Annotated in this window: 14 protein-coding genes and 3 tRNA genes; 12 read left to right on the forward strand and 5 right to left on the reverse strand. The window is 50.3% G+C overall.

Features of this window, described 5'->3' with window-relative positions:
* Positions 1-4: 4 nt before the first annotated feature.
* From NQD60_RS03510 to NQD60_RS03535, 6 genes are all read left to right on the forward strand, one after another.
* Positions 5-2,248, forward strand: a complete 2,244-nt coding sequence (locus tag NQD60_RS03510; RefSeq protein ID WP_257101253.1) for a bifunctional (p)ppGpp synthetase/guanosine-3',5'-bis(diphosphate) 3'-pyrophosphohydrolase — start codon at positions 5-7, stop codon at positions 2,246-2,248.
* Between the two features lie 28 nt (positions 2,249-2,276).
* Positions 2,277-2,606 (forward strand): divalent-cation tolerance protein CutA, encoded by a 330-nt coding sequence (gene cutA, locus NQD60_RS03515; RefSeq protein WP_257101087.1) that lies wholly within the window; start codon positions 2,277-2,279, stop codon positions 2,604-2,606.
* Between the two features lie 186 nt (positions 2,607-2,792).
* A complete protein-coding gene (locus NQD60_RS03520; RefSeq protein ID WP_257101088.1) occupies positions 2,793-8,489 on the forward strand; it encodes a pentapeptide repeat-containing protein in 5,697 nt (1,898 codons plus the stop codon).
* A gap of 95 nt (positions 8,490-8,584) precedes the next feature.
* A tRNA-Gly gene (locus tag NQD60_RS03525) sits at positions 8,585-8,659 on the forward strand.
* A gap of 22 nt (positions 8,660-8,681) precedes the next feature.
* Positions 8,682-8,756: transfer RNA gene (locus NQD60_RS03530), tRNA-Arg, on the forward strand.
* 148 nt (positions 8,757-8,904) lie between these two features.
* Positions 8,905-10,095, forward strand: coding sequence for an MFS transporter (locus NQD60_RS03535; protein ID WP_257101089.1), 1,191 nt, complete (start codon positions 8,905-8,907; stop codon positions 10,093-10,095).
* A gap of 45 nt (positions 10,096-10,140) precedes the next feature.
* On the opposite strand, the gene NQD60_RS03540 is transcribed toward NQD60_RS03535, so the two are convergent.
* From NQD60_RS03540 to NQD60_RS03560, 5 genes are all read right to left on the reverse strand, one after another.
* Positions 10,141-11,868, reverse strand: a complete 1,728-nt coding sequence (locus tag NQD60_RS03540) for a glycosyltransferase family 39 protein (RefSeq protein WP_257101090.1) — start codon at positions 11,866-11,868, stop codon at positions 10,141-10,143.
* 155 nt (positions 11,869-12,023) lie between these two features.
* The gene (locus NQD60_RS03545; RefSeq protein WP_257101091.1) at positions 12,024-12,296 is read right to left on the reverse strand and encodes a type B 50S ribosomal protein L31; all 273 of its coding nucleotides are present in this window, start codon (positions 12,294-12,296) and stop codon (positions 12,024-12,026) included.
* Positions 12,297-12,490: 194 nt separating this feature from the next.
* Entirely contained in the window at positions 12,491-13,753 is a 1,263-nt protein-coding gene (gene rho / locus NQD60_RS03550; protein WP_223694327.1) for a transcription termination factor Rho, read from the reverse strand.
* Positions 13,754-13,925: 172 nt separating this feature from the next.
* Positions 13,926-14,252: a thioredoxin TrxA gene (gene trxA, locus NQD60_RS03555; protein ID WP_223694329.1), complete on the reverse strand. Its 327-nt coding sequence runs from the start codon at positions 14,250-14,252 to the stop codon at positions 13,926-13,928.
* A 141-nt stretch (positions 14,253-14,393) separates the two neighbouring features.
* Positions 14,394-15,995 (reverse strand): metallophosphoesterase, encoded by a 1,602-nt coding sequence (locus NQD60_RS03560; protein ID WP_257101092.1) that lies wholly within the window; start codon positions 15,993-15,995, stop codon positions 14,394-14,396.
* Between the two features lie 182 nt (positions 15,996-16,177).
* Here NQD60_RS03560 and tig point away from each other — a divergent pair, with 182 nt between their 5' ends.
* The 6 genes from tig to NQD60_RS03590 all read left to right on the forward strand — a co-directional run bounded on the left by tig (position 16,178) and on the right by NQD60_RS03590 (position 24,512).
* A complete protein-coding gene (tig, locus tag NQD60_RS03565; RefSeq protein ID WP_257101093.1) occupies positions 16,178-17,569 on the forward strand; it encodes a trigger factor in 1,392 nt (463 codons plus the stop codon).
* Positions 17,570-17,677: 108 nt separating this feature from the next.
* Positions 17,678-18,328: an ATP-dependent Clp endopeptidase proteolytic subunit ClpP gene (gene clpP / locus NQD60_RS03570; protein WP_306438083.1), complete on the forward strand. Its 651-nt coding sequence runs from the start codon at positions 17,678-17,680 to the stop codon at positions 18,326-18,328.
* 105 nt (positions 18,329-18,433) lie between these two features.
* Positions 18,434-19,714 carry an ATP-dependent Clp protease ATP-binding subunit ClpX gene (gene clpX, locus NQD60_RS03575; RefSeq protein WP_257101094.1) on the forward strand — a complete coding sequence of 427 codons (1,281 nt, stop codon included), beginning with the start codon at positions 18,434-18,436 and terminating at the stop codon, positions 19,712-19,714.
* A 60-nt stretch (positions 19,715-19,774) separates the two neighbouring features.
* Positions 19,775-22,207, forward strand: coding sequence for an endopeptidase La (lon, locus tag NQD60_RS03580; protein WP_257101095.1), 2,433 nt, complete (start codon positions 19,775-19,777; stop codon positions 22,205-22,207).
* Positions 22,208-22,358: 151 nt separating this feature from the next.
* Positions 22,359-22,434: transfer RNA gene (locus NQD60_RS03585), tRNA-Val, on the forward strand.
* A gap of 98 nt (positions 22,435-22,532) precedes the next feature.
* Positions 22,533-24,512: a SurA N-terminal domain-containing protein gene (locus tag NQD60_RS03590; RefSeq protein ID WP_257101096.1), complete on the forward strand. Its 1,980-nt coding sequence runs from the start codon at positions 22,533-22,535 to the stop codon at positions 24,510-24,512.
* Positions 24,513-24,611: the final 99 nt, after the last annotated feature.

Below are 24,611 nucleotides of genomic sequence, written 5' to 3' on the forward strand. Positions count from 1 at the left end.
CATGATGAATAACGAGATTTTTTTTCAGCCGGCAGCGGACGCTGCTGAGCTTGAGGATGCGCTGGCCTTCGTGCAGGAACACGCGGGTGCATTTAGAGTGCACTCGGGAGAGTCGGTGCTTGACCATGCACGGGGTACCGTGCGTATTATCGAAACGCTCAATGTAGATCGGCCAACTTTGATTGCGTCGGTGATCTTTAATGCAATCGCTTATATCAAGGAGCCTGGCCCGCTCCTTGAAACTCGCTTTGGCTCGGAGATTGCACAGCTTGCGATGGATGTGTGCAAGCTGGTGCGGCTTGGCGTAAGTCGAGGCCAAACTGCGCCTGCAGCGACGCCGCATCGCGCTAGCCGTGATGTCGCAGCGGCTCGGCATGCACAAGTTGAAGTGGTGCGTAAAATGGTGTTAGCGTTTGCCCAAGACGTGCGAGTGGTGCTGATCCGACTGGCTTCCCGGCTGCAAACACTACGCTACTATTCTACTGTACAGCCACAGCCTGCGCTTGAAATGGCGCGTGAAATACTTGAACTTGACGCGCCGCTGGCTAACCGGTTGGGTATTTGGCAACTGAAATGGGAACTTGAAGACTTAGCTTTTCGCTTCGAGGACCCGCTGACGTATAAACACATTGCGCGCTTGCTTGACGAAAAGCGCATTGAGCGTAATACCTATATCACGGCAGGGGTCGCTCAGCTACAGCTTGAGTTATCTAAAGCCGACATCCAGGCCGAAGTCACTGGCCGGCCAAAGCATATCTATAGTATTTGGCGCAAAATGCGCAGTAAGCAACTCGACTTTTCTGAACTCTATGATGTGCGTGCATTACGTGTGATCGTCAACGACATTAAAGATTGCTATAGCGTATTGGGTATTGTGCATAACCTTTGGCAGCCGATTCCAAAAGAGTTTGATGATTACATTTCGCGGCCCAAACCGAATGGATATAAGTCATTGCATACCGTCGTGCTAGATGCTAGCGGCCGCGCTCTGGAAATTCAAATTCGCACTCATGAGATGCATCGCTTTGCCGAATATGGGATTGCAGCGCACTGGCGCTATAAAGAAACTGGGGCTCAGAGCCATCATGGGCAAACTCTGGCCCAGAGCCGCTACGATGAAAAGCTCGCCTGGTTGCGGCAATTACTCGCTTGGAAGGATGATATAACGCATCGCGATGCCGATCTAGATTCACTGGCTGAAAAAGAACCCTGGCAGCAATTAAAACAAGCAGCGCTAGATGATCACATTTACGTACTCACGCCGCAGGCGCATGTAGTGGCGTTACCGCAAGGGGCGAGCGCCATCGATTTTGCTTATTATTTGCATACTGAACTGGGCCATCGTTGCCGCGGCGCGCGCGTTGATGGAGCCATGGTGCCACTGAATACCCCCCTGCAAAACGGGCAGACGGTTGAGATTATCACGGTAAAACAAGGTGGTCCATCGCGTGATTGGCTCAATCCGCAATTAGCGTATCTAAGCAGCGCGCGGGCTAAGCAAAAAGTGCGTTCTTGGTTTAATGCAATTGACTTGCAGCAAGCTATCGCGGGCGGACGCGCTCTGGTTGAAAAGACCTTACAGCGTGAAGGAAAAACCTCTATTAACCTAGACGAATTAGCCGCTAAAATCGGCCTTAAGTCAGCCGAAGAATTATTTGTTGCAATGGGCAAAGAAGAGCTGAGTCCACGCAGCATTGAGCAGGCGCTAGCTCCAGATATTGAGCACAGTACTAGCACACCTGCGCTGGCGACCAGAAAAAGCAGTGATTTAAGCGTCTTGCAAGGTGCCTCAAGCGGTGTGTTAGTCGTGGGAGTGAGCGCATTGATGACGCAATTCGCACGCTGTTGTCGACCTGCTCCGCCCGATGCAATTGTAGGTTTTGTGACGCGGGCTAGGGGCATATCCATTCATCGTGCTCAATGTGCAAGTTTTCTTCATCTGGCGCAACGTATGCCTGAGCGAGTGATGCAAACGACTTGGCCGAATGGTATACAGAGCCGCTCAGGAGCGACGGTTTATCCGGTTGATTTGGTGATAGAAGCGAATGACCGCCAGGGATTACTGCGTGATATTTCGGAGGTTTTCGCGCGAGAAAAGATCAATGTGATTAACGTGAAAATTGTTCGCCAGCGTACTATTGCATTAATGCACTTCACGGTTGAAGTGGCAAGCACTGCAGAGGTTTCGCGGGCAGCCGCATTATTGCGCGAAGTAGTCGGCGTGTTGCGCGCTACGCGTAAAAGCTAAAATGTGAAAGCAAACCAATGAGTCGTCTATGAATAATTCAGTCATCCTTATCCTCACTACCTTACCCTCAACCGAGATAGCGAATACCCTTAGCCGTCAGGTACTCGATGCGCAGTTAGCGGCTTGTGTCACGCAATTTGCGCCAATGCATTCTCGTTATTTTTGGCAAGGGAAATTTGAGGATACAGAAGAGATAATGCTTCTTTTTAAAACTACTGCAGAAATAGCGCCAGCGCTCAAAGAATGGATTGCTCGCCATCATCCTTACCAAATTCCTGAAATTCTCAGCTGGTCTACTTCTGCTAACTCTGCTTACGCTCAATGGGTGGTAGCAGCAACTCAAACTTTAGCGACCTAGACTTCTGCTCCGCAATGCGGTTCTTTTGCTTTAGGAATTTTGCCAAATTCGGCAAGAAATCAAGGGGCTCGCGTCTCCTAGCGCACTTGACCCTAACGGGAAGCTGGCAGAAAAGCATCACTGTAAGCTTACTTAAGTGAGCATCTCGTTGTAACATTGAATAATAGAAAATAACAGGAGCATGATATGTTAGGCAGCATTTTCTCGTCATCACGTAGCGCGCTTTCTGCAGAGCAAACGCTTGACCTCGTCAATGCTTATTTAAAGACCGCCCGCGAAACCCCAGATATCCATATCGCTTCCATCTTATGCGACGATGCAGAAATCTCGTTATCTCAGGCAAAAAAATCCTTCAAAAGAGCACTGACCCCTGAGACGCTGGCAGATCAAACGCTACGCAATAAAATTGGCATGGCCTATTTCGAGCGCGGCGAACTGTTAAAAAAAATAGGTAACCATGACAAAGCCGAAGCCAGTTATAAAAAAGCAGAAAAATGGGGATATATGCAGGAGCCGGACCAATCGACCTCTGCCTCGCGCCCCAGCAGTACGTTTAGTTCCATTCACAGCGCCTTACTTCCGCGCGCAGCTTTATTGGTTGCGCCCCAACACGCCTCCCCAGCGGCTAATAAAGGCAGTCTGGGCACCAATATCGCACAGCTTCCTCCCCATATTTTTGCGCAGAACGTGTCTGCACCTGCTGTTCGGTATGACTTACCGCAAGCAGATGACCCCCTCACCAGCACCCCTCAGCTTGTGTACTGCCTGAGTCTGTTGCCAGGTGTCTTGTTAGCCGATAAAGTCCTCAACCAAAAAGAAAAAGACTGGTCCCAAGCCATAGCCAAAGATGAAATAGAACAAAAAAGGCTCCGTACCCTGGCAACGGATGTAATTCGAGAATTCACCACCGATGAACTCCAAGAGGCGACCGCGGTCACCGAGGTAGTGTGCTTGGCTCCGGTCCTCGAGCAAGCCCACTTTAAAGAACTGATAGCGCAGTTTGTAGATGGCATTGACAAGCAGCGCTTGCTGGATTTCGCTTTACTGGAAGGGCTGGCTGAACTGATTCAACACACAACTTCCGGTTACTTAACGGAAGATGATCTGATCAAAATATTAGGACTCTTAGACACCCGTTTAGAAAGCACCCATGGGCAATCTACAGAGGCTATTTATCAATTAACGCGCACGATATCGCACGTGTTGGATGCGATGGCCGATAGCCAGGTCAAGGGCGTAAAGCGCGAAGCACTGCATGAACCCCTTTCTGCGTATCTAAAAGGGTTAAAGAGTAGCGCCGACCCGTATCTTGTCTACCAAGCTGCCTATGCTTCTCAGGCTTTGCTATATGTTCCCAATAATGAAAAGTTATTGGACACGGTCATGCGCATCGGCGGCAAGATGTTTGGGGGCGCTGCAAGTATAGTGAAGGCCGTCAAAGGCTTTGATCTGAATGGCTTTGTAGAAGGCTTGAAGAGTATTCAGGAGGGCTTCGACGGGGTGGTAGCTGCCGCTAAAACGCTCAAGGAAGGCTATGACACCGTGATGTCATTGAAGGAGAGCGGGCAAAGTTTTCTTGACAGTTTGCAAGAAGGCTACAACTTTGACCGCAAAAGCGCGTGGTATCCTGCCTTGCAAATTGCTGATCAACTGATACAAAAAGGGCAACTTGCCGATTTTAAGGAGTTGGTGTGTGCAGCGCCCTGTCGGCGCGATCCTGTTTTTCAGTGGGGGGTGTGCGAACGCTTAGGGCAACTGGCGGCCAATCCGCTGTGGGAGGCTAATACACGCCAAAGCGCGTTGGATTTTTTAGGCACGCTGTATCAAGAAGATGCGGCGTGGGGTCATCATGCGAACGTGAAGCAATGGATTATTAAGATCCTGATGCACCTAGCCGATTCACCTGAGCGCTCAGCAGCAACCGACGTTAAAGCATCAGAAAAGCCATTTGAGAGTGCACCAGCAGCCAAAACCCTGTTGCAAGCGTTGGCAAAAAATGGTGAGGCGCAGAAACAAGCGCTCTATGCAGAGTGTATTAAAGAGGGTAAAGGCCGCAGCCCTTATACGAACGTCGGCGCACCGCTGCTCGCTTCGCCTTCCTTATTGGAGCGCGCTCAGAATAAGCCGGACGTCGAGACCGACTTGCGCAAGCTCAAACGCCAGCGCTTAAAAGAACAGGGCAAGGCCGTCTATATCGCCCCACAAGCCAAGCCCAGCCTCAAAGCATCCGATGAGACGCTGTTTAACTTAACAGCGGCAGTCCAAGCATTTCTGCAAAGTGAGCAAAAGGTGATGTTGCTCTTAGGGGATTCTGGGTCGGGTAAATCGACCTTTAACCGGATGCTTGAAAAGGACCTCTGGCACGCTTATACGGCAGAGAACGGCCAGCGTATCCCCCTCTTTATTACCTTGCCCGCGATTGACAAGCCTGAACAGGATCTGATCCCCAAACAATTACGCAAGTTGGGCTTTACCGAGCCGCAGATTAGAGAGCTTAAGGATACGCGTGAATTTATTGTCATTTGCGATGGGTATGATGAGAGTCAGCAAACCCATAATCTGTATATGAGCAACCAGCTCCAACGCGGTCAAAAGGGAGAATGGAGCGCGCAGATGGTGATCAGCTGCCGCAGCGAATACCTTGGCTTGGATTATCGGGATCGCTTTCAGCCGATGGATCAGCATCACCAGGCCGAATCATCGCTGTTTCAGAAAGCGGTACTCACCCCGTTTTCTGACGCTCAGATTACAGAGTACGTCAAGAAATATGTCTCCCTACATAAACCGCTCTGGAAGACGAAAAGCTACGACGATGCGCTTAATCAGATTCCTCATTTAAAAGAATTAGTGAAAAATCCCTTTCTTTTAACCTTGTCCTTAGAAGTGCTGCCCCGCCTAGTACTGGACCCCAAACAAGATCTCTCTAGCGCCCGGATAACCCGTGTGGCGCTGTATGACGAGTTCGTCGAGCAATGGCTAGAGCGTGGCAAAAAACGCCTAGGAGAGAAGGACTTAAGCCGTCAAGAAAAGAAAGCGTTTGAGAGTTTGGCCGATGAAGGCTTTACGCAGAACGGTATCGACTTTTTGAAAAACTTGTCGGCTGCGATCTATGAAGAGCAAGGGGGAAACCCGGTCGTCGAGTATTCGCACTTTAAAGATCAAAAGACCTGGAAAGAAGCCTTTTTTAGCCGAGACGACGACAAGTACCTGCTGCGCGAAGCCAGCCCCCTTAGTCGTAGTGGTAATCAGTTTCGGTTTATCCATCGGTCGTTGCTCGAATATGGAGTCGCCCGTGCGGTATTCGAGCCGCAAGACGGGGAGCGCGCGCGCAAAGCGGCCCTCACGCAAGCCCTGACCACCCGTCGAGGGAGCACCAGTTCTGTTTGGAGTTTTAGAAGCCAAACTGCGGTGGAAGACGACGCTGTAGCGATTGAGCAACCCTTACTTGCCTCGCCTTTGGCGAAGAAAGATTTTGTCAGCGAGCCGTCAGTTCTGCAATTTCTCGCGGAACGGGTGCAACAGGAGCCCTTGTTCAAGGAACAACTGCACGCGGTTATCGAACGGTCTAAAACCGACAAGTCGGTGCGCAGGGCCGCGGCCAATGCGATCACGATATTGGTCAGAGCGGGCGTACAGTTTCATGGAGCAGATTTAAAGGGTATCCAAATACCCGGGGCGGATCTGAGTGGGGGCGTATTTGATTCTGCGCAGCTGCAAGGGGCGGATTTAAGAAAGGTCAAACTTCAGAATAGCTGGCTGTGCCAGACCAATTTAAGTGGTGCGCAGATGGCGGGCGTGCAGTTTGGCGAATGGCCTTATCTCCAAGAAGAGAGCGGGGTGCGGTCCTGTGCGTATGCACCAGATGGGAAAGCCTGCGCCATTGGCCTTGGTGACGTGATCCGCGTGTATGACACGTCAAGCTGGGAAAATATCCACACCTTACGCGGACATAGAGGCGATGTTAATAGCGTGGTGTACTCGCCGAGCGGCGCGCAGATCGCCTCGGGCAGTGATGACAAGACGGTGCGGCTGTGGGACGCGCGAAGCGGAGTCCCTGAGCACACCTTAGAAGGACATACCGATGCTGTTAATAGCGTGGCGTATTCGCCAAGCAACGCGCAGATCGCCTCGGGCAGTCACGACAAGACAGTGCGGCTATGGAACGTGCAAAGCGGAGCTGCTGAGCACACCTTAGAAGGACATACCGACGTTGTTAATAGCGTGGTGTATTCGCCGAACAGCACGCAGATCGCTTCAGGCAGTGATGACAAGGCGGTGCGGCTGTGGGACGCGCAAAGTGGAGCCCCTGGGCGTATCTTAGAAGGACATACCGGCTGGGTTAAGAGCGTAGTGTATTCGCCGAACGGCGCGCAGATCGCCTCGGGCAGTTCTGACAATACGGTGCGGCTGTGGGATGCGCAAAGTGGAGCCCCTGGGCACACCTTACAAGGACATACCTCCTATGTTTGGAGCGTGGCGTATGCGCCGAGCGGCGCGCAGATCGCCTCGGGCAGTTGGGACAATACGGTCCGTCTGTGGGATACGCAAAGCGGAGCCCCGGGGCACACCTTAGAAGGACATACCAGAGAGGTTACTAGCTTGGTGTATGCGCCGAGCGGCACGCAGATCGCCTCGGGCAGTGGTGACAAAACAGTGCGGCTGTGGGACGCGCAAAGCAGAACGCCCGGGTACACCTTAGAAGGACATACCGACGTTGTTAGTAGCGTGGTGTATTCGCCGAGCGGCGCGCAGATCGCCTCGGGCAGTGATGACAAGACGGTGCGGCTGTGGGACGCGCAAAATGGAATCCCCGGGCACGCCTTAAAAGGACATCTCTCCGCTGTTATGAGCGTGGTGTATTCGCCGAACGGCGCGCAGATTGCCTCGGGCAGTTATGACAAAACGGTGCGGCTGTGGGATGCGCAAAGCGGAACTCCTGGGCACACCTTAGAAGGACATGCCGACGCAGTTTATAGCGTGGTGTATTCGCCGAGCGGTGCGCAGCTCGCCTCGAGCAGTCATGACAAGACGGTCCGGTTGTGGGACGCCGAAAGCGGAGCCGCTGGGCACACCTTAGAAGGACATACCAGAGAGATTAGAAGCGTAGTGTACTCGCCGAGCGGCGCGCAACTCGCCTCGGGCAGTTCTGACAAGACGGTGCGGCTGTGGGACGCGCAAAGCGGAGCCGCTGGACACACCTTAGAAGGACATACCGACGCTGTTTATAGCGTGGCGTATTCGCCGAGCGACGCGCAACTCGCCTCGGGCAGTCGTGACAAGACGGTGCGGCTGTGGGACGCGCACAGCGGAGCCCCTGGGCACATTTTAGAAGGACATGCCGACGTTGTTAATAGCGTGGTGTATTCGCCGAGCGGCGCGCAGATTGCTTCAGGCAGTGATGACAAGACGGTGCGGTTGTGGGATGTTGCCTCGGGTCAGTGTCGGGCGGTGATTGAAGGTTTTGACGGAAGCATTTTGAGCCTCGCCTGGAAAACGACCCCCGACGGTACCTATTTGGTAACTGGCAGTATAGATAGGTTAGTTTGCCAGTGGCAGGTGATAGAAGAAGGGGATGAAATTCAGGTGCGTCTAAGCTGGATATCACCGCATGGGGAGTTGAACGTGAAGAATACGTTACTTGAAGGGGTACGGGGCTTAAGTGGGATGAATACGGCCCTTTTGAAGCAGCGGGGGGCCGTGGGCGAGCCGACTCCGCTTTTAGACTTCCAGCAGGCGAGTCAGCAGTTAAGCGTTGTGAGCGCTGCGGCAGCCAAATTCAAGCAGCTGTCAAAACGCAAGACGTTGGATGCTCTCCCTGTAGTACAACCCGCTGAGCAGTCAGTAAGTCCAGTACCCTCGGCAGACATCTCTCAGTTTGCCTAAGAGAGGATGTGGGTCCCAACACGGTAGGCGAGGGCGAATTGCGGAGCAAGCGCAGGTGTTAAAAATCTGCTAGAATCCATACCGCATAAGGCAAAGCGGGCGTCGTATAATGGCTATTACCTCAGCTTCCCATGCTGAAGACGTGGGTTCGATCCCCATCGCCCGCTCCAATTTGCTGCTTTTTGAATGATCCTCCCTGTAGTTCAATGGATAGAACGAGTGCCTCCTAAGCGCTAGATACAGGTTCGATTCCTGTCGGGGGGACCATGGTTATGCCTCTCTTATTACCCCCCCCAATCATATGAATTGACCTATACCCTATTATTACTATAGTGTAAGTCAATCAGGGTATAGTGGTTTGGATACATTCAATCGAAGTTGTTTGCGACAAGTTCGCCCTAACTAGGAGACTACGATGAGAAAAGGTGCTCTTCCGCGTATCGTTTGGGTGTTAGGGGCGGTGAGCTTTTTCATGTCACTCTCTTTCGAGTTAGGCCATGTTTTATTGCCGGCCTTACTGGTTGGCACAATGGGCATGAGTGTGACTGCGCTGGGCTTAGTTGAAGGCATTGCCGATGCAATGAGCTTTATGATTAAAGTCTTGTCTGGCGCACTCAGTGATTATCTAGGGCGGCGTAAATGGTTTATTTTAGTGGGCTATGGCTTGGCCGCTTTGAGTAAGCCATTTTTCCCGTTGGCTACTGGGCCGGCCATGTTGGTGAGCGCGCGTTTGTTTGAGAGCTTTGGCAGGGGTGTGCGCAGTGCGCCGAGAGATGCACTGGTTGCCGATATGTGTTCACCTGCGGTTCATGGCGCCTGTTTTGGTTTGCGTCAATCAGCCAGTACTTTTGGTGCGCTCATTGGGGCATTACTGGCGATGGGGCTGATGTTTTGGTCGGCGGAGAATATTCGGCTGATTCTTTGGGTTCCTGTTATTCCAGCATGTATTGCAGTTGTTTTGCTGATTTTTGGTATTCATGAAACTGGGCTGGCGCCTAGCAAGTCTTCTTTAAAAAGATTCCCTTTGCATTGGCGGGCATTGCGTGAATTTTCAGTGCATTATTGGTTAATTGTGGTGATTGTGGCGCTCTTCTCAATGGTGCAATTGAGGACCGCATTTATCTTATTACGTGCTCAACAAGTTGGCCTTGAAACGAGGTGGATCCCTGGTGTCGTCGTTGTCATGTATTTAGCTTACTCGCTGTCCGCTTATCCAATAGGTAAAATTTCAGACCAAATGGATCGCCGTTTTTTATTTGCGTTTGGCCTGGTGCTGATGATTCTGGCGAATGTGCTATTTGGTTTAGGTTATTCGATCGCGCTTTTATTGCTGGGTGTTATCTTATGGGGGCTGCACATGGGCTTTATCCATGGTCTATTAGCTGCGATGCTGGCTGAGGCAGCGCCAGAGGCGCTACGTGGTACAGCGTTTGGTATTGCTAATCTAGCCAGTGGTGTGTGCATGGTAATCGGCAGTGTGGCAGCCGGATGGCTATGGGACTACCTGGGGTCATCAGCTAGCTTCTTGACGGCGGCTTGGTTGGCGCTGATTCCTTTATTGTTATGCGTGTTGGTGCTCCGCCCAGCAACGTTTTATCGTCAATAGCAGACGGTGAGGTTAGCGTTGCGCTAAACCGAATGAGTTGCCAGGTTATCGCTTGCGTACATGTTCGCTACGCACATACAGCCGAAAACGTTCATCACGGTCGGCCGGCCGGTGGCCTTCCCAGACGAGCTTCCAAACAAAAGGCGAAAGTGAGGCGGGGGCACCGTAATCCCACGTGTCTTGACGCAGCAATACATCACAATCTTCGTTATCAAAGGCAAAACGCATTGCGCCAAAATAAGCAAAAGAAGCGATTTGTGCGTCGCCTAGCCGTACCGGGCTAATACATTGATAATCGGTGGGTAAATGATGTGCAATTTGAGCGGCAACGTCACGATAGGTTCGGCTGTAATTGACCAGCGGTAACCATAAAGTCATCAATAATACCCACATCAGGGTTGTGCCTGCGCTGGATAGAATAACACTGCGCCATAGCACTTTAGGGTGACGCGCCAGTCGCCAATGAACGAGGGCAATCCAGCAGCCGGTGACAAGTAAGGCAATAATAAATGCGGGGAGCCTGAATTCAGCTTGGAAACCAGGCGCGAGCCGTGCTAGATTGTGGGCGATTTGAGCTGGGAAGCCCGTTTGCTGTGCGATCCAGACGATCCAGACGAACGAGCCCAGAATGGTAAAACTAAGTAGCGCGAACCAATCGATCGCATTGATCGTGCCGCGCTTAAGTGTGGGTAAAGCGAATGCCGCTAGGATGGAAAGTGCCGGCAGTAATAGTAGAAAAAGCCGGTTAGTCTCATGAGTTTGCAGGGCAATCAAGATCAGTAGCGCGCTGATGACGGACAGTGCAATCGTCACATGGGGCGCGCGTCGCAGACCTGCCCAGCTATACCAGGACCATGCGGCAAGCGGCCATGCCGGCCAGGTATAGAGGGGTAAGTTTTTTAGAGCGTAAAAAAGCGCGCTGGCCGGTGAGCCGGAGAATGTGTGGATATTGCCAAAGATCCAGGCATGTAAATAAGCTCTAGCTTCGTCGCTTAAAGCAATATAGGCAGTCAGCGGCCAGGTAATCGCGATCAGCGCTAGCACAGGCAAGCCAATGGTGAGTAAGGCTGTGCTACGCAGCTCACGCGTCACCAGCGTTAATACGGCAGTACTGATCAGGAGCGCAACCAGTAAAGCTGGGTTCGCAGCAAGCAATAGCAGGCCCAGGGCAAATCCCCACCAGAGTGCGCCTTGCTTGGGTTTATCAATGCTGCGGATCAGGCCATAGAGCATGATCGCAATACAGGCAAGTTGCGTGATTTCAGGCGTGGTTTCATGGCTGCGCTCGGCCATTCCAAAGCAGCCCAGCAGGATTAATAGTGCGCCATCGGCAAGGGTGCGGCCATAATCACGTGAAGAAGGTTCGCCGCCGAACGCATATTTGAAAGGCTGCACTTCAGCGCGGCGACCTAATAGGTAGCTGCTATACCAAACAAAGGCGCAGCTAATGCACAATAAGCACGCGGTGACAATATGCGTAGCGCCAATTGGATTAAGCCAAGGTCCAAAGAGGCGTAGGCTGATGGCGCCGAGCCAATAAGAGAGGGGGCCGCTGCTGGTGATGGCTTTACCCGCAAGATTGGGCAGCAGCCAATCTTGCCAACTGCCATTGGCCAGTGTCCACATGATACCGAAGCCGGCCGCATCTTCGTTTTTCCATGGGTCGCGCCCAAAGAGGCCCGTCACCGCATACACCATGCAAATGGCAAGCAATAACCAGCGTGGCAATGTGCGAGTAGCGGAAGTGGTCAGACGAACAACAGCGGACTTCATGCGTGGCGGTTAGCGTAACTTGATGATGAGCTTGGCGTGACCCAAGCACACAATAAATAAAAAAGGGCAGCTAATAGGCTGCCCGGGTTGCCTCGGTGCGAAGCGATGGCATCTTACGCTCGCTTGCTACACCGATGCCAATGCTGACTTGAACCTTACGCTGGGTCTGAGCTTTGAGTCGCTTTAGTGTAATTCGCGTATTTGCGCTTGAATTTCTCAACCGTTCCTTCGGTGTCAACAATTTTGTTTTGGCCGGTATAGAAAGGGTGGGAGGCTGATGAAATTTCCATTTTTGCAAGCGGATATTCTTTGCCTTCGTGTTGGATCGTTTCGCGCGTATTGACTGTCGAGCGCGTCACAATTTTGTCGCTAGACGACATATCCATAAAAACGACTTCGCGGTATTGTGGATGTATATTTTCTTTCATATTTCATTCCTTGCGTGGATGCAGTCACTTTTGTCCGCGTCTAATCGAGTCGACGCGGACTTCTTTGCTGCGCTAAAGCTATTTTCAAAGCAGAAAACACATTATTATGCCAGAAAATTGCTGGCTAATAGATTAGATTAAAAACTTGCTTTTGAGAGGCCATGTGTGCCGTGCCTGATATAGGCTGATTAAAACTATCCGCCGCGGCGCATCATATCGAAAAATTCAGCGTTGTTCTTGGTTTGTTTGAACTTATCCATTAAAAATTCTAACGCTTCGACTTCATCCATGTCATGAATGAATTTGCGCAGGACCCAGATCTTTTGCAGGATTTCCGGTTTAATCAGTAACTCTTCGCGGCGGGTGCCTGATTTATTGAGATTGATCGCGGGGTAGATCCGTTTTTCAGCCATGCGCCGCTCAAGGTGTACTTCCATATTGCCGGTACCCTTAAATTCTTCGTAAATCACATCGTCCATCCGGCTGCCGGTTTCGATCAAGGCAGTACCGATGATGGTCAGTGAGCCACCTTCTTCGACATTACGGGCAGCCCCAAAGATGCGTTTTGGACGCTGTAGTGCATTCGCATCGACCCCGCCGGTTAAAACCTTGCCTGAGGTTGGCACCACGGTGTTATAGGCGCGCGCTAGGCGGGTAATTGAATCAAGCAAAATCACCACGTCTTGCTTCATTTCGACTAAACGTTTTGCTTTTTCAAGCACCATTTCAGCAACTTGCACATGGCGCGAAGCGGGCTCGTCGAAGGTTGAGGCAATCACTTCGCCGGCGACTGAGCGCTGCATTTCAGTGACTTCCTCGGGGCGTTCGTCAATCAGTAAGACGAACAGCTTGATATCGGGGTGATTGGCTTTAATCGCATGTGCGATATGTTGTTGAATCACCGTTTTGCCTGATTTGGGCGAGGCCACGAGTAAACCGCGTTGGCCTTTACCAATCGGCGCGATCATATCAATGATCCGGCCCGTAATGTTTTCTTCGCCACGTATGTCTCGCTCGAGCAGAAGCGGTTTATTCGGGTGTAGCGGGGTCAGGTTCTCAAACATAATTTTATGCTTTGAGGCCTCAGGGGGCTCGCAATTGACCTTATCTACTTTCACCAGGGCAAAGTAGCGCTCACCGTCTTTGGGGGTGCGGACTTCGCCTTCAATCGTATCGCCAGTGTGTAGATTAAAGCGCCGAATTTGCGATGGGCTGATATAAATATCATCCGGGCTCGCTAGATAGGAAGTTTCTGGCGAGCGTAAAAAACCGAAACCGTCAGGCAAGACCTCTAGCGTGCCATCACCAAAGATGGTTTCGCCCGTCTTGGCGCGTTTTTTTAAGATCGCAAACATTAGCTCCTGTTTGCGCAGGCGGTTTGCGTTTTCGATTTCTAGGCCATTGGCCATTTCAATGAGGGCGGATACGTGTAAAGATTTGAGCTCAGATAAGTGCATACGGAATCCCGCTAGGGAAAAAGGTTGTCGCTAAGGACTAAAGGAATGGGAGAGCGAACGCTCAGGAAATTAAACGATATGAATTTTTTTGTATTCTAGCACAGCGTGCACGGCTAATCGAGTTTTTTCAGAAACTTTTGTAACCGGCACGACTTTGAGTGGGTGCTAGGGCTTAAAGGTGGCTATCGAGAAACGAGGTGAGTTGGTGTTTCGATAAAGCGCCGACCTTTTGCGCAGCAACCGCGCCATTTTTAAAGAGAATCAAGGTCGGGATGCCGCGTACGCCGAATTTAGCCGGGGTTGCCTGGTTTTGATCAACATTGATTTTGGCAATATGCAAGCGGTCGCTGTAAGTTTGCGCAAGTTCATCCAGGATAGGCGCAATCTGCTTGCATGGGCCGCACCAATCAGCCCAAAAATCCAATAATACGGGCCGCTCGGCCTTGAGAACTTCTTCTTCAAAGGACGCGTCGTTAATAATCTTGATGAGTGAATTCATTGTGAATGTACCTCTTCCAACCGGGGAAATTGTAGCGAATCTATAAACAGGCGTTATCTTAGCCTAAATTGTTTAAGTTGTGAGAGGGTTTGACAAGCAGGCTAGGCCGTTACATAAGTTAGATAAACATAAAAATACTTCTTATGTCGCACTGACGGCGCAAGTATCTGTAGCTTTGGCGGACATGCATGTGGATACCTTTTCTTGAATGGTGCAATTTTTCAATAATTCACCTGATCGATCGTATACTGCAACTTGCCAAATCCAAGTCTTGCTGTCAGCGTTGGCGGGGTCGACACGTTTCATGACCATATAGCCATATTGCTGATGCAAAATGTCGATGGCTTGGATCTCTACTTTGGGGGCGGCGCCAGGAACAATGTCAATACCTTTGTTTTGCAAATAGTGTATCCGTTCTGCTTGAGATGTGTAACGCAATAAATCTTCTAGCAAGCCTGAATTATCCAAGGCTGCGCCGGAAAATCCAACAATAAAATGCGAGGGATGCGAAGAAAACTTAATATGCTGCCAGATATGAAAGTCGCTCGCTAAGACCAGCTTGATATCTTCTGGAAAAAGCTTTTTATTTTTGTTTAAAAAGACTGATTTGATTGCCGTTCCTATATACGGTTTTTCAATGCTGCCCGCTAGCGCTAATACGGGGGTATGCATGAGTAAAATATTGTGAGTCGCTTTTTGCGCGAGTTTTTCCATTTCCGTATACTTTTGCAGGTATTGGGAATAAGCATAGTGATCGGGGTGCAAATTTCCAAAACGTGACCGGGCTGTATCAAAAACAATAAATTGCTCACTGACTCCGAGCGGGATAGCATAAGGAGAACTATAGTCGCCGGCATAGTCGCGTTGTTTGCCTGCTGCAGGCGGCTGGATGCAATCCTGCTCCTTGGGTTGCCACGGCCGCGGATCTAAAAATCGCCACCACCCCTGTCCAGCAAATTGGCAGCTCTCACGATTACCACGCACCATGATCCAAGGCGCCGCCTTTAATAAGTCATCTGCGGGCTCAAAAAAATCCAGATTCCAAGTATCAAAATCTGCATGTTCTCGCTCTTTCTTTCTTGCTTGTCGGTAATGATAATCGCCAAGATGAATGACTAAGTCTAAATCAGGGGTTTGCGCTGCAGTTTGGGCAATCTTCTTAAATGGAGTTTCACCATCGCATGATTGCCCTTCAGGCACTCGGCAGCCCGTATCCCCAATAACGACAATAGTCTGGGGAAATTTTTTTCCTAAGCTTAATGCTCTGCCACTAATAGAGATGGTTTTTGCATCTTTTGTGAGCGGCTTTTCGCAGGTAAGCGGTAAATTATCCAAATTAGGCAGGCCCTGGGCGTCGCGATCGCTTCTTTCCTGCCGCATGGTCATATCGTGCTCCACTCCATTAATCTTAATCTTGGGGCATGCATCTCCCTTAGCGATTGCTCGGGCGATGCGTTCGCCTCCTTGACCTAATACGACGAAGGCTGAATGCACGCTAGTATGCGCCACTGCTGTGGTGTTGGGGGTGTGCGGATCCTGATCGCTACTGTCGTTGCCGCAAGCGGATAACGCGGCGATGAGTGAAAATCTGATTAAAGCGAGCGGGATAAATGGATAGCAAATGTGAAGGTGCATGATAAAACCACTTCCTAAATGAAATTCCAGGGTGAAGGTCTCTTCGAGATGTATGAAGTATTTTAGGTAGTGGGGAATATTTGATAGAATGACGACGTTCAGTCGCACTTTCCATATTAGGCTACTTATTCCATTATTTTTAGTACAAAACCTCTAACTCTCTAGATGCGCAGACTCAGATTGGTATGGCTGCGGCAGGAGGGTATTGGAAGAAGCATGATTAGCAGAACCTTGAGCATACTCATACTCACGCACTTGGCTGAGTGTTTTTATTAGGACAATTTGATTTTATGACCCAGAACATTAATATAGAAAACCTTGGTAAGCTTGAACGGAGTGTTCGCCTTCCTTTACAGAAGGACGGTGTACATCAAGAGGTCGATGTGCGTATCCGTAAGATCGCAAAAAATTTCAAACACCCTGGTTTTAGGCCTGGTAAAGCACCGCTCAAAATGGTTGCACAACAGCATCAGGAACGACTTCGGATTGAAGTGCTGTATGACAAAGCAGGCCAGGAATTATTGACCATTAGTCAAGCCCAAAATTTCAGAATCGCTGGTTTGCCAAGCTTAGATATAAAGAGTGATTTGGCGGATGCGGATACCTATGTAGTGGACGCCACCTTCGAGGTGTTTCCCGAGGTGACAATTGGTGATTTGTCCGCTGCAGAAATTACGCGTACGACGACCCTGATTGGTGCCGAGCAAATTGATGTCACCCTTGACATGCTGCGCAAGCAGCGCGTCCACTATCATGTGCGTGGTGAGGCTGGCGCCCATGGCGATGGCAATGGTGGGTTGGCTGCGCAAGCTGGGGATCGAGTGCAAGTGGATTGGACTGGCACGATAGATGGCAAGCCATTTAATGGCAGTGTTGCAGAAAATGCTGAACTGGTTTTGAGTGAAAAAAAACCAGATCAAGAGAGCCCAAAAAATCATCAGCGGATGATTCTGGAGCAGTTTGAAAATGCAGTGCTTGGCCTTGAGGTAGGGAACAGCCGAGAATTTGAATTGAGCTTCCCAGACGACTATCAAGACAGCGAAATGGCCGGTAAAACAGCTCAGATTGCACTGACCCTCAAAAAAGTCGAATGGCCGCATTACCCGGAAATCGATGCAGAGTTTGCGCGCTCAATGGGGATTGAAGACGGTGACGTGGCAAAGCTACGCGAAGCCATTCAGGCGAGTCTCGAGCGCGAAGCGAAAAAGCGCACGCAATCACTCCTAACTCAGCAAGTAATGGATGCGCTGATTGCCACCACAGAGCTTGACGTGCCAAGCGTACTGGTCGCAGAAGCGCAACAGCATCTGCTTGAGAGGATGCACGCAGATCTCGAACGACGGGGCCTGACAAAGGCAAAACGGCCTTCGATTCCGGCCGAAATCTTTAAAGATCAAGCTGAGCGCCGCGTAAAATTGGGCTTAGTGATCAATGAATTGGTGCGCGTGCACAGTTTGCAGGTAAAACCTGAGCAGGTTCGAGCTGAGGTTGAAGAGCGCGCGCAAAGTTATGCTGACCCGCAAGCAGCCGTGCGCTGGTATTATGCAGAGCGTAAGCATTTGGCTGAAATAGAAAACGATCTGGCTGAAGGCAATATCGTTGACTTTGTACTCGGTCAAGCCAAGATAACCGATAAGGAGGTGAGCTTTGAAGAATTAGCGCAAGCAGCAACGGCGCAGTAAAATAAATTCAGATAAGTTCATGGTGTTAAAAACCGCGGCATGCGGATGGGGCTATACATTAGCTGATCCGCTGTGGCTATTTAAAAATTTAATAAGGATAAGCGTATGATGTCTTACGTTGATTTAGCTGCGCAGCGGTTCCCCCACCCTTCTGAGGGGCTTAATACGCAAGCACTGGGCCTGGTGCCGATGGTTGTTGAAACCAGTGGCCGCGGTGAGCGTGCTTATGATATCTACTCGCGTTTACTGAAAGAGCGCGTGGTTTTTCTGATTGGCGAGGTCAATGATCAGACCGCCAATCTTATCGTGGCTCAGTTACTCTTTCTTGAAAGCGAGAATCCAGACAAAGATATTAGTCTGTATATTAATAGTCCTGGCGGCTCGGTCTCAGCGGGTATGGCGATCTACGATACATTGCAATTTATCAAGCCGGAAGTTTCAACCCTATGTATGGGACTGGCGGCTAGCATGGGCGCCTTTTTGCTGGCGGCTGGCGCGAAGGATAAGCGTTTTGCGTTACCCAATGCCCGTATTATGATTCACCAACCACTAGGTGGTGCGCGCGGCCAAGCATCCGATATTGAAATTCAGGCGCGCGAAATTCTCTATCTGAAAGAGCGGCTGAACCAATTGCTTAGCACTCATACTGGGCAGCCGGTCGAACGTATTGCGCGTGATACTGATCGTGACAATTTCATGTCAGCCGACGATGCTAGAACATATGGTTTAGTCGATCAGGTCTTGTATAAACGTATTTAGCCCCTATTTACCTATTCATGTATTGAATAGGTAGGTAACGTGGATAATTAGAATGCTGGCAACATAGCCCAAGCATTTTTTCTTACTGTCCGGAGGGATTCGTCGATGGCGGACAAAAAAATTTCTAGCAACGATAAAGTTCTTTACTGCTCGTTTTGCGGCAAAGGCCAGCATGAAGTCAAAAAACTGATTGCCGGCCCATCAGTCTTTATTTGTGATGAATGTATTGATTTATGCAACGATATCATTCGTGAGGAGTTGGCTGGGGCGATTAGCGAAGCTGGCTTGTCTAAATCGGACTTGCCAAGCCCGAAAGAAATCAGTGAAATACTTGATCAATATGTGATTGGACAAGTGCGCGCGAAAAAAATTCTCGCGGTGGCCGTCTACAATCACTATAAAAGACTGAAACATATTGATAAAAAAGACGAAGTTGAGCTTGCCAAGAGCAATATTTTGCTGGTCGGTCCGACTGGCTCAGGCAAAACTTTGTTGGCCCAAACGCTGGCGCGCTTATTGAATGTGCCGTTTGTAATGGCCGATGCAACGACGCTGACAGAAGCGGGTTATGTTGGCGAGGATGTGGAAAATATCATCCAAAAATTATTACAAAACTGTAATTACGAAGTCGAAAAAGCCCAAAAAGGTATTGTCTATATTGATGAGATCGACAAAATTAGCCGTAAATCGGCTAATCCATCGATTACCCGCGATGTATCCGGCGAGGGTGTGCAGCAGGCTTTGCTAAAACTCATTGAAGGAACGATGGCGTCGGTGCCGCCACAAGGCGGACGTAAGCATCCCAATCAGGATTTTATTCAGGTTGATACGACCAATATTTTATTTATCTGCGGTGGTGCTTTCGATGGGCTTGAAAAAGTGATTATCGACCGTACCGAAAAAACTGGGATTGGCTTTGGCGCTACCCTCAAAAGCAGCCAAGAACGTGATGCTGGCGAAGTACTGCTTGAAGTTGAACCGGAAGATTTGATTAAATTTGGTTTGATTCCAGAGTTGATTGGCCGTTTGCCGGTCGTGGCGACGCTGAGCAAACTGGATGAAGAGGCGCTTGTCAAAATTCTCGTCGAGCCGAAAAACGCGGTGATTAAGCAATACCATAAACTTTTTGCGATGGAGAATGTCGTACTCGAGATCCGACCCGCTGCGTTACAAGCGATTGCTCGTAAAGCGATTCGCCGTAAAACAGGCGCGCGTGGACTGCGTTCGATTTTAGAGCAGGTATTACTCGATACAATGTATGAATTACCAATGACCAAAGGTGTGAGCAAAGTCATTATTGATGAAAATATGATTGCAGGCGAGGGTAAGCCTCTGTTGATTTATGAGGAGCCGCAATCCTTGGTTGCCAACCAAAGCGCCGGCTAAGACAAGTCCAGGCTCTATTTGTAAAAATGGCTCAATTGATTTTACCTATAGGAAAATAAAATGCCAGGAATCCAACTCCTTTCATCGGAGCCCATCCTGTTACCGTTGCTACCATTGCGAGATGTAGTCGTGTTTCCGCATATGGTGATTCCGTTATTTGTTGGGCGTCCCAAATCCATTAAAGCGCTAGATGCTGCGATGGAAAGCGGCAAGCAGATCATGCTGGTGGCGCAAAAAACGGCAGGCAAAGATGAGCCGACAGCGCATGATATGTATGAGATTGGTTGTGTCGCGCATATTCTGCAAATGCTGAAGCTGCCCGATGGCACCGTTAAAGTGCTGGTCGAAGGGCTGCAACGCGCGAAGGTGCTGTCAATTGAAGAGCAAGATGCACAGTTTTTTTGCACGCTGCAACCGCTTGAGCCGGATCAGGCCGAAAGCACGCAGACCGAGGCTTTGCGACGTGCATTGATCTCGCAGTTTGAGCAGTATGTGAAACTGAACAAAAAGGTGCCGCCTGAAATCCTCACGTCGCTGGCTGACATTGAAGAAGCCGGCCGCCTAGTGGATACGATTGCCGCTCATCTACCGCTTAAGCTCGAGCAAAAACAACGCACCCTCGAAATGTTTTCAGTGTTTGAGCGGCTTGAGCATTTACTCGCGCAGCTGGAAGCAGAAATCGACATCTTGCAGGTAGAAAAGCGCATTCGTGGGCGCGTCAAGCGCCAGATGGAAAAAAGCCAGCGCGAATACTACCTGAATGAACAGGTCAAAGCGATTCAAAAAGAATTAGGCGAGGGCGAAGAGGGCGCCGATCTTGAAGAAATTGATAAGCGCATTACGGCTGCGCGCATGCCTAAAGAAGCTAAAAAGAAAGCTCTGGGCGAACTCAAAAAACTGAAACTGATGTCGCCGATGTCGGCAGAAGCAACGGTTGTGCGTAACTATATCGATACGCTGATTAACTTACCGTGGCGTAAAAAAAGTAAAGTCGATAATAATTTGCCTCACGCTGAAAAAGTGCTTGATGAAGACCACTACGGACTTGAGAAAGTCAAAGAGCGGATTCTTGAGTATCTTGCAGTGCAACAGCGTGTGGATAAAGTGAAAGCGCCGATTCTATGCTTGGTGGGACCGCCAGGAGTCGGTAAGACTTCGCTCGGCCAATCGATCGCGCGCGCGACCAATCGCAAATTTGTCCGTATGGCTTTAGGCGGCGTGCGTGATGAAGCAGAAATTCGCGGTCACCGGCGCACGTATATTGGCTCGATGCCGGGCAAAATTTTACAAAGCTTAGCCAAGGTCGGCGTGCGTAACCCCTTATTCTTGCTAGATGAAGTTGACAAGATGGGGATGGACTTTCGGGGCGATCCTTCCTCGGCGTTGCTCGAGGTGCTAGACCCTGAGCAGAATCACACCTTTGCCGATCATTACGTTGAAGTTGATTTTGATCTGTCTGATGTGATGTTTGTGGCAACCTCTAACTCGCTGAATATTCCGCCGCCGTTGCTTGACCGGATGGAAGTCATTCGCCTATCCGGTTATACGGAAGATGAGAAAATCAACATTGCACGACGCTATCTGGTACCTAAGCAAAAACGCAATAATGGTCTACAGAACGGCGAGTTTGAGCTGGCTGAAGAAGGTGTGCGCGACATTATCCGTTATTACACTCGAGAGGCGGGCGTGCGTTCGCTCGAGCGCGAGATCTCAAAAATTTGCCGTAAGGTAGTCAAGATCTTGCTGCTACAAAAAGAGCTTGAAAAAACCGCAGGCACCATCGCGGTCGATAGCAGTAACCTCAGTACTTTCCTGGGCGTGCGCAAATATGATTTTGGCCTAGCGGCGAAAGAAAACCAAATTGGCCAAGTAACGGGCTTAGCCTGGACCGAGGTCGGTGGTGATCTGCTGACCATTGAGGCTGCGGTGATGCCTGGTAAAGGCCTGGTGTTGCGTACAGGTTCACTCGGCGACGTGATGAAAGAGTCGGTTGAGGCCGCTCGTTCAGTGGTGCGCTCGCGTGCACGGCGCCTGGGCATAACGGATGAATTTTTTGAAAAAAAGGATATTCATATTCACGTGCCTGAGGGCGCTACACCTAAGGATGGGCCATCGGCGGGGGTGGCCATGGCAACCGCACTGGTCTCGGCGCTTACGGGCATTGCGGTGCGTGCAGACGTGGCGATGACCGGTGAGATTACTTTGCGCGGTGAAGTTTTGCCGATTGGCGGGCTCAAAGAAAAACTGCTCGCAGCTCACCGTGGCGGCATTAAACTGGTGCTCATTCCAGAAGACAATGTGAAGGATTTGGCCGAGATTCCAGACAATGTGAAAAGCCACATTGAAATTGTGCCGGTACGCTGGTTTGATAAAGTGCTTGAACTGGCGCTTGAACGTGTGCCAACGGCACGGCCGGAAGAGGAACTGAAAACTGAACCTCTAAAGGACGTGCCGTTGCCTACGGCAGTCGCGCAAGCGGTGGTTAAGCATTAAATTTGAAAATAACTCAAACTTCTTGTGATTTTCCTGCCTTGCGGTACTGGTCAGCGTAAACAGAATGCGGTAAACTCTTGGTTTTTAGCAAGACAGACTCAGAAACTGAGTTGCAGCACGTCTTGCTATAGTCTTAGTCACCGATGGTATTGGGTGCTTAGCTCAGTTGGTAGAGCGGAGCCCTTACAAGGCTTAGGTCGGGAGTTCGAGCCTCTCAGCACCCACCAATTCCATCGGCACTCGCATTTAGAATGACTCGCCCTGAAGTTCTTGCCGGGCAAAATTATCCCATTTTTGATCCTTGCTTCTCTACTCTTTGACTTCTATGTTCGATTTCATTCGCAATCACAAACGTCTCATGCTGCTTCTGTTGGCTTTGCTTATTGTGCCGGGCCTTGGCCTGGTCGGTGTGCAGGGGTTCCGTGGGTTTTTTGACACGAGCGCGAATGTAGCCGATGTCGGTGGCTCCAAGATCACGCGGCAAGAATACGATACGCTGCTCAATGAGCAGCTCGAGCGGATGCGCGAGATGTTTGGTGGTGCGGTTGATATGGCGGCAGTCGATACGCCTGTCTTGCGTCAAATTCTGCTAGACAATCTGATTCAGCAACGTTTACTGGCTCATGAAGCACGGCGTCAGCACCTGAGTGCCTCTGATGATGCGGTGCGTCAAACGATTCTGGGCATCCCAGCGCTTGAACCACTACGCAAACCGGATGGCTCGATCGATACCGACAAATACCGTGAACTGCTGGCGACCCAGGGGATGACGCCTGAGCAATTTGATGCTCGCGTGCGTCAGGGTTTGGCGATCGCTCAAATCGGCGATAGCATTGAAGCGAGCGCTTTAATGCCTAAGAGCTCGGCCCAACAACTGGCCAATTTGTCGATGCAGCAGCGCGAAGTGCGAGAATTGGCTTTTCATCCACTTGACTATAGTGTGAAAGTGCAGCCGACTGCGGAACAGTTAACGCAGTACTATGATGCGCATCAACAAGAATTTGCAACACCAGAAACCGCTACAGTAAACTACGCAATCTTAAGCGCCGATCTAATTGCGACAACGATTACGCCGAGCGAAGACGAGCTTAAACAGGCCTATCAAGATAACTTGGCAGCATATCAAACGCCTAAACAGGTTCGTGCAAGCCATATCCTGATCACCGTGCCTAAAGAGGAAGCTAAAGCGGACGACGCCAAAGCGGATGTAAAAACGGCAGCCAGCGTTGCTGCCCAAGCACATGCCACGGCGCGCGAAAAAGCTAAAGCAAAAGCTGAAGCCCTGCTGGCACAGTTACGCCAGCAGCCCGCTCAATTTGCTGACATTGCGCGTAAGGAATCTCAAGATCCGGGCTCTGCAACCAGAGGTGGGGACCTTGGGTATTTTGGCCCAGGCATGATGGTCAAACCATTTGAAGAGGCAGCGTTTAAGCTTAAGTCAAATGAAATAAGCGGTCTAGTGCAATCGGATTTTGGCTACCACATTATCCAGGTCACGGACATTAAGCCGGCATTGACTCAACCCTTTGATAAAGTCAAAGAGACGCTGTTCAACGATCTGAAAAAGCAGCAGGCTGCGCAGCGCTTTGCGGCGGCGGTTGAGCAATTTTCAAATATCGTCTATGAACAGACGGATAGCCTGACGCCCGCTGCCGAGAAGTTTAATTTAGTGCTGCAAAAGGCCACTCTGACAAAGCAAACTACGCCAGCGCTGTCAGCGGTTCCTGCCTTAGCTAATCCAAAATTTCTGGCCGCAGTCTTTGACATCGAAGTGCTCAAGGGCAAACATAATACGGCGGCGATTGATGTTGGCGACAATACCTTAATCGCGGCTCATGTGACCGAGCATAAACCTGCATCCGTGCTGCCGTTTGAGGCGGTTAAGCAGAGCGTGCAGCAAAAAATCGTGCTGCTGCAAGCAGCAGAATTAGCTCGCAAAGCTGGAGAAGAGAAACTGGCCAGTTTGCGGCAATCGAAGTCAATCGAGGGATTTTCACCGGTGCTTAAGCTCTCACGTGCCGGCATACAAGGCTTAACGCCTACGGCCGTGAACGCCATCTTCAAGGCGGATGCTCAGCAATTGCCGCACTATGTGAGCGCCATACTAGATGGTGGTATTTATGCAATCTATCGTGTCGAGTCGCTCATTACGCCGCCGGCGATTGAGCCTCAAAGGCTGACCGCTTTGCAGCAGCAACTTGCACAGCTGACCGGGCAACTTGAACTCAACGCGTATCTTGCCTCACTGCGCACGCGCTCAAAAGTCAAAATATATGAAGTAGAAAAAGCGGCCGCTAGCGAATAGAGCGGCGGTCTCTGCGGGGAGGCTTGAAGCCTCTAACACGCAGTACTATCTTGATATGTCTGCCTTCTCCCTATGTGGGAAGGCTTTTTTTCGTGCGAG

It is taken from the genome of Mycoavidus sp. SF9855 (assembly GCF_024582735.1).
Taxonomy (GTDB): domain Bacteria; phylum Pseudomonadota; class Gammaproteobacteria; order Burkholderiales; family Burkholderiaceae; genus Mycoavidus.